The organism is Desulfoluna sp. CYM3A (assembly GCF_056829965.1).
In genome coordinates this window covers 5,717,456-5,731,376 of the sequence record NZ_CP186556.1, presented here as the reverse complement: position 1 = coordinate 5,731,376, position 13,921 = coordinate 5,717,456, and the positions used below count along the sequence as shown (strand labels likewise).

Annotated in this window: 12 protein-coding genes and 2 pseudogenes; 9 read left to right on the top strand and 5 right to left on the bottom strand. The window is 58.5% G+C overall.

What is annotated here, in order from left to right; all coding sequences use genetic code 11:
* The first annotated feature begins 94 nt into the window (after nt 1-94).
* Nucleotides 95-721, top strand: a complete 627-nt coding sequence (locus ACOYW1_RS28905) for an MBL fold metallo-hydrolase (protein WP_482420688.1) — start codon at nt 95-97, stop codon at nt 719-721.
* A 36-nt stretch (nt 722-757) separates the two neighbouring features.
* Here ACOYW1_RS28905 and ACOYW1_RS28900 read toward each other — a convergent pair whose 3' ends face one another.
* Nucleotides 758-1,513 (bottom strand): Rossmann-like domain-containing protein, encoded by a 756-nt coding sequence (locus tag ACOYW1_RS28900; RefSeq protein WP_482420687.1) that lies wholly within the window; start codon nt 1,511-1,513, stop codon nt 758-760.
* A 159-nt stretch (nt 1,514-1,672) separates the two neighbouring features.
* Between ACOYW1_RS28900 and ACOYW1_RS28895 the strand changes: the two are divergent.
* The 6 genes and pseudogenes from ACOYW1_RS28895 to ACOYW1_RS28870 all read left to right on the top strand — a co-directional run.
* A pseudogene (locus ACOYW1_RS28895) lies at nt 1,673-1,912 on the top strand (substrate-binding domain-containing protein); the annotation flags it as partial.
* Nucleotides 1,913-2,033: 121 nt separating this feature from the next.
* Nucleotides 2,034-2,444 (top strand): molybdate ABC transporter substrate-binding protein, encoded by a 411-nt coding sequence (gene modA / locus ACOYW1_RS28890; protein ID WP_482420686.1) that lies wholly within the window; start codon nt 2,034-2,036, stop codon nt 2,442-2,444.
* Nucleotides 2,444-2,875, top strand: a complete 432-nt coding sequence (locus ACOYW1_RS28885) for an ABC transporter permease (RefSeq protein WP_482420685.1) — start codon at nt 2,444-2,446, stop codon at nt 2,873-2,875. Before modA ends, ACOYW1_RS28885 begins: the two co-directional genes overlap by 1 nt.
* The gene (locus ACOYW1_RS28880; protein WP_482420684.1) at nt 2,806-3,144 is read left to right on the top strand and encodes an ABC transporter permease subunit; all 339 of its coding nucleotides are present in this window, start codon (nt 2,806-2,808) and stop codon (nt 3,142-3,144) included. The genes ACOYW1_RS28885 and ACOYW1_RS28880 overlap by 70 nt, the downstream gene beginning before the upstream one ends.
* A gap of 235 nt (nt 3,145-3,379) precedes the next feature.
* Nucleotides 3,380-3,535 carry a hypothetical protein gene (locus ACOYW1_RS28875; RefSeq protein WP_482420683.1) on the top strand — a complete coding sequence of 52 codons (156 nt, stop codon included), beginning with the start codon at nt 3,380-3,382 and terminating at the stop codon, nt 3,533-3,535.
* Nucleotides 3,536-3,602: 67 nt separating this feature from the next.
* Entirely contained in the window at nt 3,603-4,085 is a 483-nt protein-coding gene (locus ACOYW1_RS28870) for an ATP-binding cassette domain-containing protein (RefSeq protein WP_482420682.1), read from the top strand.
* Between the two features lie 947 nt (nt 4,086-5,032).
* Here ACOYW1_RS28870 and ACOYW1_RS28865 read toward each other — a convergent pair.
* On the bottom strand, nt 5,033-6,478 hold the full coding sequence (locus tag ACOYW1_RS28865) for a Do family serine endopeptidase (protein ID WP_482420681.1): 1,446 nt from the start codon (nt 6,476-6,478) through the stop codon (nt 5,033-5,035).
* Between the two features lie 603 nt (nt 6,479-7,081).
* Between ACOYW1_RS28865 and ACOYW1_RS28860 the strand changes: the two genes are divergently transcribed.
* Nucleotides 7,082-8,881 carry an ATP-binding protein gene (locus ACOYW1_RS28860; RefSeq protein ID WP_482418772.1) on the top strand — a complete coding sequence of 600 codons (1,800 nt, stop codon included), beginning with the start codon at nt 7,082-7,084 and terminating at the stop codon, nt 8,879-8,881.
* Nucleotides 8,850-10,166: a sigma-54-dependent transcriptional regulator gene (locus tag ACOYW1_RS28855; protein ID WP_482420680.1), complete on the top strand. Its 1,317-nt coding sequence runs from the start codon at nt 8,850-8,852 to the stop codon at nt 10,164-10,166. The genes ACOYW1_RS28860 and ACOYW1_RS28855 overlap by 32 nt, the downstream gene beginning before the upstream one ends.
* A gap of 524 nt (nt 10,167-10,690) precedes the next feature.
* Here ACOYW1_RS28855 and ACOYW1_RS28850 read toward each other — a convergent pair.
* The 3 genes and pseudogenes from ACOYW1_RS28850 to ACOYW1_RS28840 all read right to left on the bottom strand — a co-directional run bounded on the left by ACOYW1_RS28850 (nt 10,691) and on the right by ACOYW1_RS28840 (nt 13,754).
* The gene (locus tag ACOYW1_RS28850; RefSeq protein ID WP_482418771.1) at nt 10,691-11,467 is read right to left on the bottom strand and encodes a LabA-like NYN domain-containing protein; all 777 of its coding nucleotides are present in this window, start codon (nt 11,465-11,467) and stop codon (nt 10,691-10,693) included.
* 457 nt (nt 11,468-11,924) lie between these two features.
* Nucleotides 11,925-12,680: a glucose 1-dehydrogenase gene (locus ACOYW1_RS28845; RefSeq protein ID WP_482420679.1), complete on the bottom strand. Its 756-nt coding sequence runs from the start codon at nt 12,678-12,680 to the stop codon at nt 11,925-11,927.
* A gap of 2 nt (nt 12,681-12,682) precedes the next feature.
* Nucleotides 12,683-13,754 (bottom strand): annotated as a pseudogene (locus tag ACOYW1_RS28840) (phosphotransferase family protein).
* Nucleotides 13,755-13,921 lie beyond the last annotated feature (167 nt).

Here is a 13,921-nt window from a genome sequence, read left to right as displayed (position 1 = left end):
TCCGATCCCTGAGCACTCCCACCCATGGGGTGGTATACCATCGAATCAGAAAAAACCATAGCTAAGAGCCATCGACCCTTTGACAGGAGCCCCCATGAACATACATCAGATTCGCCTGGCAAAAATGGCCACCTTTGCCTACATCGTTGAAGACAAAGCCACACATCGCTGCCTTCTGGTGGATCCGGCCTTTGAGGTAAAACGGATTCTACGGGAGGTCCACATCCTTGGACTGGAGGTGGTGGGACTCGTCAACACCCACTGCCACAGCGACCATACGGCAGGCAACCGGGCGGTGGTGGAGGCCACCGGTGCTCCCTTGATGATTCACCGTGACGACGCCAAGGCGCTTTCCGGCATGGGAAACCGCACCCTCACACGGGCCCTGGGAGGCAAGGGATCGCCCAAGCCGTCCCGGCTGCTGAAAGACGGCGCCGTCATCGAGGTGGGAAAGGGCCGCCTGACGGTCCTTCATACGCCCGGGCACACCCGGGGAGGCATTTGCCTCTACACGCCCGGCCACGTTATCACCGGGGACACCCTGTTTGTGGGAGGGGTGGGCAGAACAGACCTTCCCGGGGGCAGCCTGAAAATCCTGAAGCGCTCCCTGCGCGAAAAGATCTTCACCCTGCCGGGGGACACGGTGATATGGCCCGGCCATGACTACGGCGCAAAGCCCACCTCCACAGTGGGCCGAGAGAAGGCCACGTTAAGAGTGTAATCGTCCATTAGAAGGCAGGTGGTTTTTCAACCAGGATTAACCGATGGGCTGCACGGCGCACACTTTGCGGCTGAAGCGATGGATCACCGGAGTGCCCTGCCCGTGCCGGACAGCACGCACAACGGCGGCCTGGTCTTCAGGAACGGTACCTGCCAGGATGCGCACGGGAAGATGGCTAAAGGCCTCGGGAACCACCGGGGTGCTGGGCCCAAGCATGATGACCCGGGTCATGTCCCGGGGCAGCAGGGCAAGGAGCTCTTCGGTGCTGCGATTCAATATGGAGGTGGAGGTGAGCAACAGCACCTCGGCCCAGCCGTTGAGTTTTTGAAGAAAGGAAGGGCGATCACCCACGCCCTGGGTGTCGTCCAGAACCTCCACAGAAGCGCCCCGGGCCGTAAACTTTTTCATAAGTGGCCGAAAGAACCCCACCATGGCCACCCGGGTCTCGGGGCCGATGGCAAAGGAATCCATCCAGCCCCCGTCCCCGGCATCTTCCGGGTACCCGCAGGCCTCGTGGTAGTTCAGGGCGTTGACCAGGGCCAGGGCCATGGTGCGATGAAGTGGCACGCCGGACTGCAAAAGGTCCAGAAGCTCGGTGGCTGGCAGGCCTTCAAAATCCCGGTACTCCCCGGCCTTTCCGCAGCCCAGGGACGAAGGGTCTGTCCAGGCCAGGCCGATGCCCCCGTCGTCGGTGGTCACGGCCGTGTACTTCAGGCCGATGGTCACAGAGGTCACAATGGTACGGCTCGCCTTGTCGGAAAAATGCGCCGACAGGTTTCGAATCAGTTGCATGGAACTCTCCTCATATTCGTTGGCCATGGGCCTTTCGGACGCACAAAAAGCCAAAAAGGAATTGACCGATTTCTTACCAAATGCAATGTGAGTATGTCAAATGACGTTTAAAAACGCTATATATACGCCAGACAAATACTCGCAAAGGAAATCCGACTAATGAAACCGTTCACACGCACAGCTTCCCTCATGGCCGCCGCCCTGATCTTCCTGTCAGGCCTGGACGTTGCACGGGCCGATGTGGTGGTGTTTGCCGCCGCATCCACCACCAACGCAATCACAGACATCGGCGAACTCTATGCCGCCCGAAAGCTTGGCCGCATGGTTCCCTCCTTTGCCTCCTCCTCCACCCTGGCCAAACAGATCGGAAACGGGGCGCCCGCTGATGTCTACCTGTCGGCAAACACCAAATGGATGGATTACATCGCCCAAAAGGGCCTGGTGGGCCAGGAGAGCCGTCATCTCTCCCGCGAAAAACCGTATCGTTCTCATCGCGCCGGCGAAAAGTGCCCTCACGGACATGGTTGTCAAACAGGGTTTTTCCCCTGCCTCGGCCCTGGGCGAAACCGGGCGCCTGGCCATGGGAGACCCCGGCCACGTCCCGGCGGGCATGTACGGCAAAAAGGCCCGCAGAGGCCTTGGTCTGGACGAGGTCAAAGACCGCCTGGCCCCCATGAAAGATGTTCGGGCAGCCCTGGTGCTGGTGGAGCGCGGTGAATGCCCCTTGGGCCTCGTCTACGCCACCGATGCGGCCATCTCGAAAAAAGTGCGCGTGGTGGGGACCTTTCCCGAGTCCTGCCACCCGCCCATCGTCTACCCCGTGGCCGCCGTCAAGGGAGGCAACGCCGAAGAAGCCCGGCGATTCCTTGACTTCCTGCAGACCCCGGAGGCCCGGGCTGTCTTTCAAAAATACGGGTTCGGCGTCAGGTAATGGGCATTTTTACCCTCACCGCCCTGGAGCGTGAAGCCGTGACCTTAAGCCTCCAGGTGGCAGGCTGGGCCGTGGTGCTCAGCCTGCCCGTAGGGATCTTGACGGCCTGGGCCCTTGCCAGGGGCCGGTTTCCCGGAAAATCCATTCTGGAGGCACTGGTCCACCTTCCCCTGGTCCTGCCGCCTGTGGTCATGGGGTACCTGCTGCTGGTGCTCCTGGGGCGAAACGGTGCCATTGGAGGCCCCCTCTTCACATACCTGGGTATCTCCCTGGCCTTTCCCTTTACCTGGAAAGGGCAAACGGCTGCAGCCCGGCCCACGGCCCTTTGCCTGTCTGCGCCGTACGCCTCTCCCTGGAGAGCGTGGACCCCGGGCTGGAAGCCGCGGCCCGCACCCTGGGCGCCGGACCCGTCGCGGTCTTCTTCACGGTGACCCTGCCCCTCATGGCCCCGGGAATCCTCACGGGAACCCTCCTGGCCTTTGCCCGGAGCCTGGGGGAATTCGGTGCCACCATCACCTTTGTCTCCAACATCCGGGGAGAGACCCAGACCCTGCCCCTGGCCCTCTACACCCTCACCCAGGTGCCGGACGGCGAGACCGGTGCCATGCGCCTGTGCATCCTGTCGGTGCTCATCGCCATGGTGGCCCTCATCGTTTCCGAAACCCTTGCCCGCCGAGTCGCAGCCCGCATGAAGGCATAAATGAGGGGTAACAACTCAGCTCCGAAAAGCAGCTTCCGGTGGCAAGGTGTGCCACCTTGAAAGCAAGTTGCGAATGCGCTGTCCCCTTCGTTCCTCAGTGAACATCACATTCGCCTTTGACTCAGATTAAGCTGAATCAGTTGTTAAAACCTGTTCATCAAACGTTGCAAACGTTTGGCCCCGGCAGGTCCGCCGGAGGCATACGCTGAACAGTGACAAGGAAGGATTCAATCCCGTGCTGAATTTACAGATCCACCATACACAGGGTCGGTTTGTCCTGGATGTGGCCTTTGAGGCCCCCGGAACCGGGGTCACGGCGCTTTTCGGCCCGTCCGGGGCGGGAATCGCGGCGAAGATGGCGGCGGCGGCGGCCGCTGCCGCACCGCGCTAACGGGCTCTGTCTCTTTGATTCGAAACAGGGCATTGACCTGCCCCCGGAAAAGAGGCGCATCGGGTATGTGTTTCAGGAGGGACGGCTCTTTCCCCACCTCTCGGTGCGGTCCAACCTCACCTACGGCATGCGAAGGACACCCGCGGCCCTTCGTTTTGTGGATTTTAATGAGGTGACCTCCCTTTTGGGCATCGGCCATCTCCTCACCAGGCGACCGGCAGGTCTCTCCGGAGGGGAAAAACAGCGGGTGGCCATCGGCAGGGCCCTTTTGACCAGCCCGGCCATGCTCCTCATGGACGAGCCCCTGGCCTCTCTGGATACGGCACGAAAGGCCGAAGTGATCCCCTATATCAAAAAGCTCGCGGCCCACGTCTCCATCCCCGTTCTCTACGTCAGCCATGCACCTGATGAAATCCGCGCCCTGGCAGCCCACGTAGTGGCCCTTGACAACGGGGGAGTCACCGCTGAAGGCTCACCAAAGGCTCTTTTCTCAGAAGGAATGCTCTCTTCCCCATGGAGTACCGGGCCCATGGCCGTTGCGTCCCCCTGATCGCTGTTTCCACCACGCACTCGCCCAAAAAGCAAAACCCCCGGGGCACCGTTGCCCAGGGGGTTTTACACCACTACAATTTAGGAGAATATAAGGATGATTTTTTTCCCTGAACCGCCCCCTTAAGGGCGCTTCAGAAAAGGGTCTTGCTGTTTTCAGATTTCGGGGGGTGCCTTGCGGCACCCCCTTCAACCTTATGGAGATAGGAGGATGAAGAATATATGTAAACACCGTGTTGACGACCCGGGCCACCGGATCGCGATGAGGAGATTCTTTAAAACAGCTTCCGAAGGACCCGGCTCAAAGGGATTTCCAAAAAAGGGGGAAAAGAGGTTTCTTTGGGTTGTTTTGCGTTTTGTTCGGTTGAGCCGGGCCTTCGAGAGGCTTGTCTTGGTTAATTTGCAACCCGCGTGCCAAACCAAGATTTATTTTTGGTAAAAGTACATAACAATCCTTTATAAAAGGACATACCCATAGCAAAAAAATTCAGCATACGTTTTTCCCCTTTGCAGAGCTCGCCACCTCGCCCTTGCACTTATACTTTTTAACCACATGATTACCCCCTCACCCCAACGCTTTGGTTACTTTGTAGCCACCTGCCCCAGCAACGCACGAAGACAGGCACGGCATGCCACACTGGAACACCACCTTACCGATAACGAGTCTGCTTGCCTTCTATGGTTAAAGCAGGGAGCAGAAACAAGCCTCCGGCGGCCAGGGGATGATCCCCTGGCCCCCAGCTTGCGAAGGCTTTTTTGAGCTGAATGTGACCCGTGCCGGATCCAGGGCCAGGGCCAAATGCAACTCCGGCACCATGCCACGGGGGTTTTACGTATTGCACCACTGCAATTCAGGAGAATAAAGGATGAAGCTATATGTGAACACCGTGACGGCCCGGGCCACCGGGCCGCGATAGGATGGTATGTATTTCAGGTTTGGATCATGGTCTATTTCGTGAACCGGACCAGGGCATACCCCCGGCCTCTGCGGATGATGAGCATGTCCACCTGCTCACCCTCATCAATGCCCTCCAGCACCTCGAAGTAATCGTCTTCGGAGCGGATGGGCGTGTGATTGACCTCTTTGATGATGTCACCGTGGACCAGGCCGATCTGGCTGCCTTTGCTTCGGGGCTTCACCCCGGTGATGAGGACCCCCTGGGTGTCGGACAGGTTGAAGCGCTTGGCCATCTCCGGGGAGATGGAGGCGATGTCGATGCCCAGATCCGTGTCCCCGCTGCCCATACCCTGGGCGCCTGCGGTCCTGCGATCTTCACGCTTGCCGATCTTGACCTTCACGGTCTTCTCTTTGCCGTTCCTGAGAAAGGTGACCTTGACCTTGTCCCCCACCTTCTGGGAGGCCACAATGCCGGTGAGGTCTTTTAAGGTCTCCACTTTTTTGCCGTCGATGGAAAGAATGATGTCCTTGGCCCTGATGCCCGCCTTCTCCGCAGGATCGCCCTTGAAGGCGTCCATGATCATGACCCCTTTGGCACCGGGAAGTCCGTAGTATTTCACCACGTCACCTTGAATTATTGCCTGGATGGAGACCCCGAGCCACCCGCGGGTCACGTTGCCGTCCTCCTTGAGCTGGGCAATGATACCCGCCGCAAGCTTCACGGGAATGGCGAACCCAAGCCCCTGGCCGCCCTGGATAATGGCGGTGTTGATACCGATCACCCGGCCTTCAAGGTCCAGGAGGGGGCCCCCGCTGTTCCCGGGGTTGATGGAGGTGTCGGTCTGGATGTAGTCGTCATAGGGCCCGCTGCCCAGGACCCGCCCCTTGGCGCTGACAATGCCGGTGGTAACCGTGTGCCCCAGGCCGAAGGGATTGCCGATGGCCATGACCCACTGGCCCACCTTGATCTCCTGGGTGTCCCCCAGCTCAAGGGCGGGAAGCTCTTTATCGGCATCGATCTTGATCAGGGCCAGGTCCGTACTGGGATCACGCCCCGCAATGGTGGCCTCGTACTCATGGCCGTCCTTGAGGATCACCTTGATCTCCGTGGTGTTCTCCACCACGTGGTTGTTGGTCACAATGTAGCCCGAGGGATCCACGATAAAGCCCGAGCCCAGGCTGCGCTGCTTGAACTCACGCTGGCGCTGATCCCCGAAAAACCGTTCGAAGAACTCGTTCATGGGATCGTTGGGGTCCATGCCCTGAAAATGCCGGGAGACACGGCCACCGCCGTTGACGGTTTTCTCGGTACGGATGTTCACCACGGACGGAGAGGCTTTCTCCGCCAGCTCGGAAAAATCGGCGGGGATCATCTTGACGGCTTCCGCCCTGACGGGAACGGCCGTCAGGAGCACGGCCAGGGAAAGCATCATCAGGGCAGCGATACGTAAAGGGTGTGACGATTGCGGGATGGCTGTTTCTCGTGTGTGCATCATCTATGGGGTAGCTCCGTTGTTAAACGTTGTCGTCTCGTTTTAAAAAATCTTCCGAAGGGCCCGGCTCGGAGGGGTTTTCCAAAAGGGGGAAAAGAGGCTTCTTTGGGTGTGTTGCGTCTTGCTGAACAAGCCGGGCCTTCGGAAGGCTTGGAGACGAGTAGTGCAACCGCTGTGCCAAGCTTTGAAGTCAACCCACAGAAGCATCCCGTAACCGACTGTCATCATAGAAAAGATAAACAGCCTTCATGGTTCTTCAACAGCCGCGTTCTTTTTTTTCTTGCAGGCCCGGGCCACATAGTGGATACTTTTTAGCCATATGATTCCCATGTAACCGGATGGCCGTGGTTATTTTTTAACCACCTGTGCCAAAAAACGCCCGCTTTGCCTCAAAGCGGTACAGCTCCCGTTTGTCCATCAAAACGGTCTCGGGGCCTGTATCGGCCTTTCAGGTAAGGGTCTTGAAGCCAGGTCTCACCAGGCAGGGCCCGGTGGCGCATGGCCTGGCACCGGTTTTGCTATTCAGATTCCATTGGGCTTTATGCACCATCCCCCGGTCCGGTGACCGGGCCATGCCCTGAACCATTATAAAACAAGAGAGACGGTATGCCATCGGAACGGAAATTCTGGTCGGAAGTCCCGCCCTGGATCTTTATCGGAGCGGTCGTGGTGCTTCTGCCCATCTCCTCCTGGGTCACCTTTGACAAAATCAAGCGCCAGCGGGAAAACAGTATCCAGCTCCTCATCGAAAAAGGGGCGGCCTTGATCCGCTCCTTTGAGGCCAGCACCCGTACAGGCTTCATGGCCGACAGCTTCCGGGAGAACCGAAAACTCCAGAAACTCCTCTTTGAAACAGCCCGCCAGCCCGACATCTCCTATATCCTCGTGGCCCAGGACGATGGCCGCATCATCGCCCACAACAAAGCCTCCCTGGCAGGCAAGCACCTGAACCTCACCTACCAGGGCAAAGAGCTGGACTTGAAGCGAATCGCCGGGTCCGGCCGCCTTTTCTGGCAGATCATTCATGAAGAGGGGGGCAAGCAGACCCTGGTCATCTTCCGCCGATTTACCCAGGAGGCCTCCAGCCTCTTGCGGATGCAGATCTCCAAGTACGACAACCGGGTCCTCCCCGATGCCGTGCTCCAGCTGGAAAAGGCCCCGGAGCGCATCATCTTCGTGGGCCTGGACATGAGTTCCGTGGAAAAAGCCGGAAAAATCGAGATGCAGGACTCCCTCATCTCCGGGGTGGTGCTGCTCCTGTCCGGGTTCGGGGGGGTGATCCTCCTGTTCATGATCCAGGCCTACCAGTCCACGCGAAGCTCCCTCTCCCGAATAAAGGCGTTTTCCGATACCATCGTGGAGAACCTGCCCATCGGGCTCATGGCCTTTGACAGTTCCTTTCGGATCCTCTCCTTCAACCACGTGGCCAAAAAGGTGATGCAGCTGCCGGACAACACCACGGGCAAAGAAGCCCGGGCCCTCTTGCCCGGGGAGTTCACCGATCGCATCCAGGAGCTGAAATACGGCATCGGCATGGTGGAGGACCAGGTGGAATGCACCACCCCCCAGGGGGCCTTTCTTCCCCTTCAGGTAAGCGCTGCGCCCTTGAGGGACGAAGAGAACCTGGTCACCGGGTACCTCTGCCTCTTCAAAGACCTCACCGAGGTGCGGAGCCTGAAACGGGAAGTGGAGCGAAGCCGCCGCCTGGCCTCGGTGGGTAAGCTCGCCGCGGGCGTGGCCCACGAAATCCGCAACCCCTTGAGCTCCATCAAGGGATTTGCCACCTATTTCAGTGAGCGTTACAAGGACAACCCCAACGACCTGAACATCGCCCAGATCATGATCAAAGAGGTGGACCGCCTCAACCTGGTGGTGGGCCAGCTCCTGGAGTTTGCCCGGCCCGTGAGCCTCTCCCCCAAGCGGGTGGAACTTGATCCCTTCATCGATAACTGCGTCAAGCTTGTCAGCATGCGGGCAAGGGAGCGGGGCATCACCATCGCCACGGTCTTTGACGACGCACCCGAGACAGCCCTCTTCGACCCGGACAAGATCAGCCAGGTGCTGCTCAACCTCTTTTTAAACGCCATTGAGGCAACAGAACCAGGGGGCAGTATCGATTTGAACGTCACCCGCCCCGTGGGATCGACCAATCTGGTCCTCACGGTAACCGACACCGGGTGCGGCATCTCCGATGAGAACCTCGCCCATATTTTTGACCCCTATTTTACGACCAAAGCATCTGGAACCGGGCTGGGACTGGCCGTCAGTCACAACATCGTGGAAGCCCACGGTGGCGAAATCCGTATCAAGAGCATCGAAGGTGAAGGCACCGCCATCACCCTGGTCATCCCAACCAAAGCGGAGCAGACAGATCATGACAAAAAACTTCTCGATTCTGGTTGTTGACGACGACACCTCCCATCGAACCATGCTGGCCACCCTTCTCACCGGGTGGGGCTACACCATCTTTGAAGCCAACGACGGCGAGCCCGCCATCGAGATGGTCAAGGAGCGTTACTTCGACCTCATCCTCATGGACATCCGCATGCTCAAGGTCTCGGGCCTGGAAGCCATGGAGAAGATCAACCAGATCAACCCGGCCATTCCCATCATCATCATGACCGCCTACTCCTCCATTGAGACGGCGGTGGGGGCCTTAAAAAACGGGGCCTACGACTACCTCACCAAGCCCATCGACTTCGACAAGCTCCGCCTCACCATCGAACGGGCCACGGAACGCCAGCGCCTTCAGGAAGAGAACCAGCGCCTGCGCCTCTCCTTAAAAGAGCAGTTCGACCGGCAGAACATCATCGCCCGAAGCAACGTGATGACCCAGCTCCTGGACACCGTGGCCCAGGTGGCAACCTCCGAGGCCACGGTCCTCATCACCGGGGAGTCGGGCACCGGCAAGGAGCTCATCGCCGGGGCCACCCACTACAACAGCACCCGGCGGGAAGGCCCCTTTGTGAAGATCAACTGCGCGGCCATCACCGAGACCCTCCTGGAGTCCGAACTCTTCGGCCACGAAAAGGGGGCCTTCACCGGCGCCCAGCGCCGCAAGGAGGGAAAATTCGTCCAGGCCCACGGTGGCAGCATCTTTTTGGACGAGGTCTCGGAGATGCCCCTGTCCATGCAGGTGAAACTCTTGAGGGTCCTGCAGGAACGGGAGATCACCCGGGTGGGGGGCGAAGAGGTCATCCCCATCGATGTCCGCGTCATCACCGCCACCAACAAAAACCTGGCGGACCTTGTGCGGGAGGGAAAATTCAGGGAAGATCTCTACTACCGGCTCAACGTGGTGGACCTCTACCTGCCCGCCTTGAGGGAGCGGCGCGACGACATCCCCCCCATCGCCCAGCACTACCTTAAAAGCCTGGCTGAGAAAAACCGCAAAGAGATCTCCGGGTTTACCCCGGAAGCCATGGACATGCTGGTGCGCTACCGCTGGCCCGGTAACGTGCGCGAACTCATCAACACCGTGGAACGCGGGGTCGTCCTCTGCCAGAGCCCCTACGTGGGCATCGAGTCCCTGCGCCTCATGGAAGAAGAGCAACTGGAACCGGCCCACGCCACCGCCGGGTTTTCCGGCGAAGTCCGGCCCCTGGAAGAGGTGGAAAAAGAGGCCATCCTCTTCACCCTGGACGCCACCGGAAACAACAAAAGCGAGAACACAAGGCATGGGCGTTCATAGAAAAACCCTGCACAAAAAGCTCAAAGCCTACGGGGTGATGCCATAGGGCAGAAAACGGCCTCCGGCGGCCCTGCCGGGGGCTAAACTTTTAAAAAGTTTAACAAATAGGTCTTAAAAAACCATTTTTGATGAAACCTCTTTTGAAGGCGGATATGATTTGACCCGAGGAACGAGGGGCAAAGCGCATCCGCAACCTGCTTTCAAGGTGGCACACCTTGCCGGGGCCAAACGTTTGAAAAGTTTGACAAACAGGTCTTGACAGCGTTGCCATGAATTCCAGCGATTCCGACTGTTCTAACCTTTCGGAAAGTTTTTTGCGGAGCTTTTTTTCAAAAAAGCGACCCGCCGGAGGCAAGGAAATAACAAAAAAGGGCTCGTGATCTTAAAAGATTCACGAGCCCTTTTCTTTTCCCTTGCCATGTTCTGTGATCATTTATCGCGCAGCGGCAAGCAGCACCCACATCCCCGCTCACGGGCGCAGCCCGTCTGCACATGTGAAGGGGCAACACCCAGGAGCATGTGCGTTATCTGTTTTTCCAGTCAAACACCTGGATGTTTTCCGCCTTGTATTTGTCCGGGCCCTGCTCAATGGCGTCGAACTCCAGGATGACGCCTTCGCGTTTGTAGCGCATCAGCTGATCGCTGACGATCTTGGGCTCGAAGTCGTTGACGTGGCAGAAGACATTGCTCTGCACCTCACCGACACCCAGACCGGTACGCATGTTGAGAAACCCGTACTCGCGGCCCTCTTTGACGGAATAGATGATACCGCGCTGCCGGCGTTTGTTGTCGAACCGGCTGGGCATGAGCCCTGGCACGAGAAAACCTGAAAAACTGTTGTCCACTTCCCGGCGCAGTTCGGAGCTGGTGTTGTCAAAGGAGAGCAGGTCCACACGCTTTCCCCGGTTCTGAAGCGCCCTGACCAGGCGCAGGAAGTCGCCGTCCCCGGTGCCGATGAGCACGTAATCGAGGTTTTCGGACTGGAGCAGAGCATCCACGGCCAGGTCCAAGTCGGCGTTGGCCTTGACCACGGTGTCCCCGTCGTCGTTGAAGTAGCGTTTCACGGTTTTTAAGATCAGGTGAAAACCGGCCCGGCGCATGGCATTTCGGTACTCTTCACTGCGCATGCGGTATTCGTGGTCAAACTCCTCCCGGTCGAAATCCGCGGCCAGATAGGCGTTGGCCCGTACAATGGTGGTGTCCTGGGCGGAAACCAGGTCGCGAATGACACTGTAACGCATGCCCCACCCACCATTGAAGCTGAGGTTGTCTACATCAAGAAAAATACCTGCCTTGAGCATAATGTACAAATCTCCGATACATGCGTGGGACGATTTCTCCTAAATCAATTAAAAAAAAGCCCCCCCGAGCAAACGATCCGGCACGCATAACATAATAAACGGCCTTACCGGCGGAAAACAGCGACGGGGTCAAGGTGCGAATCATCCATTGAAGCTCTCAACCACCGCCCTTTTCCGGGGAGGAGTCATTCATAATCTGCGATCACCCTGGCGCACACCATGAAATCCGATGTGCACCGCCATATAGTGTAGGAATATCATTCACATCTTTACCATAGTTTTTCATTTGCCACAAAGGGGGAACATTTTTTAAAACCACGCGAAAAGCCATTATCCTTGAGGGGCTATCCCCTCGGCAGCCCTTTCCCGCCCATGTCGTGTCGCCAAAACAAAAAAAGGCATGCCCCCGGAGCTCTCTCCGAAAGACACGCCTTTACCGTTAGAAAAAAGAAAATAATCAGGCCAGCATGCCCCCGTCCACCACCAGGGAACTGCCCGTCACATAGGAGGCCGCGTCCGAGACAAGGTAGAGGACCGCACCGGCCATCTCCGAGGGCTCGGCCACGCGGCCTGCAGGGATCTGGCGGTTCACCTCCTTCATGATGTCCTCATTCCGGGTGATGGCAGAGGCGAACTTGGTGTCGGTCAGGCCCGGAAGCAGGGCGTTGACCCGGATGTTGTCCGGGGCCATCTCCTTGGCCAGGGCCTGGGTCATGGCGATCATCCCCGCCTTGCTCACGGAGTAGACCCCTTGGAAAAACGCAGGCCGAACCCCGTTCACCGACGCCACGTTGACGATGGCCCCGCCACCCCTCTCCTTCATCAGGGGAGCGGCGTTCCGGATAAGAAAAAACGGGCCCTTGAGGTTTACGTCGAAGATCTTGTCCCACTCTTCGGCGTCCACCATGGGCCCGAAGTGGGGATTGGCCGCGGCGTTGTTCACCAGGATATCCAGCCCTCCGCAGAGGCGCTTGACCTCTGCCGTCAGCTGGGCAATCTGTTCAAGGTCCCCGGTGTGACAGGCCACGGCATGGGCCGTGCCCCCCGCCGCTTCGATTTTTGCCTTTACCGCTTCAAGCCCCTCGATCTTACGGCTCGAAAGCACCACCGTCGCCCCGGCCTCTGCAAGGGCCATGGCAATGGCCTCTCCGATGCCCCGGCTTGCGCCGGTGACCAGCGCTGTTTTCCCTTCAAGTGAAACCGATACAGCCATACCTACCTCCCATGATCCATTGATTTCCGGTTCAGTACATATGAAAGAGCGGTCCTCTCAAGGATCTGCACCGCAAAAATCAGCATGGCAAACCGCTTGTCCCTGGTGAGGCCCTTGTGGTACCGCTGGTAAATCTGCTGGGCAATAACGGCCAGGCGAAACAGGCCGAAGCAATGGTAGTAATCAAACCCCGAAACATCCCGGCCCGTGAGCCTGCCGTAGCGAGCCACCATCTCGGACCGGGAGAGCGCCCCGTCCATGTTCGTGGGCATAAGGCGGATCATCTGCATCTCTTCGGGGTCGTCTTTCTCCACCCAGTAGGCCAGGGAGTTGCCCAGGTCCATGAGGGGGTCGCCATAGGTGGCCATCTCCCAGTCCAGGACCCCGATGATCGCCATGGGATCGGCCTCGGACAACACGATGTTGTCCAATTTGTAGTCGTTATGGACGATGGTGGGCTGCGGCGTGTCTTCGGGCATGTGGTCCGCAAGCCACCCCATGACGGCTTCGAAGTCCGGGGCGTCGTCGGTCCGGGCGTTGCGGTAGCGCCTGCTCCACCCCTCCACCTGACGCCTTACATACCCTTCGGGCTTGCCCAGAAAATCAAGCCCCGCCTCTTCCACGTCGATGCCGTGGAGAGCCATCTGGACGTCCAGCACCCTTTCGCAGAGCCCTTTCGCCTGGGCCGGGCTGTAGGCAAGCCCTGCGGGCAGGTCCTTTCTCAGGATGATCCCCTCCATGCGCTCCATGACGTAAAAAGGACACCCCATCACCTCCGGGTCCTCGGTGTAGTACAACGACTAGGGCAGTCAAATGGGGCCTTAAAGAGCTTAAGATACGGTACTCGCGCCCCATGTCGTGGGCGCTCTTGATCCTGGCCCCGAAGGGAGGCCTGCGCAGGACCATCTCGGTCTCTCCCACGCGCACCAGATAGGTAAGGTTGGAAAACCCGCTGGGAAACTGGGTCAATGTCAGGGGGCCGGAAAGCCCCGGGATGTTGGCCACCAGGCAATCATACAGCTTGCCCTCGTCCAGCCCTTCTCCGTCACGAATCGCCTGTGCTGTGTCCTTCATGCGCTCTCCTCTTCCATATCTCTGAATTAGGCAGACAGAAAAAACAGCCTCCGGCGGCCCTGCCGGGGGCTAAACTTTTAAAAAGTTTACCAAACAGGTTTTACGACTATCTTTTAAGGCTCCGCCGAGACAACCTCGACAGGTTGTCATGTTCCATGGGGAACGTT

What these genes read in the sequence shown, in the direction of transcription:
- ACOYW1_RS28905 (WP_482420688.1), top strand. Translation starts at nt 95, where the DNA reads ATGAACATACATCAGATTCGCCTGGCAAAAATGGCCACCTTTGCCTAC.
- ACOYW1_RS28900 (WP_482420687.1), bottom strand. Translation starts at nt 1,513, where the DNA reads ATGCAACTGATTCGAAACCTGTCGGCGCATTTTTCCGACAAGGCGAGC.
- modA (WP_482420686.1), top strand. Translation starts at nt 2,034, where the DNA reads ATGGTTGTCAAACAGGGTTTTTCCCCTGCCTCGGCCCTGGGCGAAACC.
- ACOYW1_RS28885 (WP_482420685.1), top strand. Translation starts at nt 2,444, where the DNA reads ATGGGCATTTTTACCCTCACCGCCCTGGAGCGTGAAGCCGTGACCTTA.
- ACOYW1_RS28865 (WP_482420681.1), bottom strand. Translation starts at nt 6,478, where the DNA reads ATGATGCACACACGAGAAACAGCCATCCCGCAATCGTCACACCCTTTA.
- ACOYW1_RS28860 (WP_482418772.1), top strand. Translation starts at nt 7,082, where the DNA reads ATGCCATCGGAACGGAAATTCTGGTCGGAAGTCCCGCCCTGGATCTTT.
- ACOYW1_RS28855 (WP_482420680.1), top strand. Translation starts at nt 8,850, where the DNA reads ATGACAAAAAACTTCTCGATTCTGGTTGTTGACGACGACACCTCCCAT.
- ACOYW1_RS28850 (WP_482418771.1), bottom strand. Translation starts at nt 11,467, where the DNA reads ATGCTCAAGGCAGGTATTTTTCTTGATGTAGACAACCTCAGCTTCAAT.
- ACOYW1_RS28845 (WP_482420679.1), bottom strand. Translation starts at nt 12,680, where the DNA reads ATGGCTGTATCGGTTTCACTTGAAGGGAAAACAGCGCTGGTCACCGGC.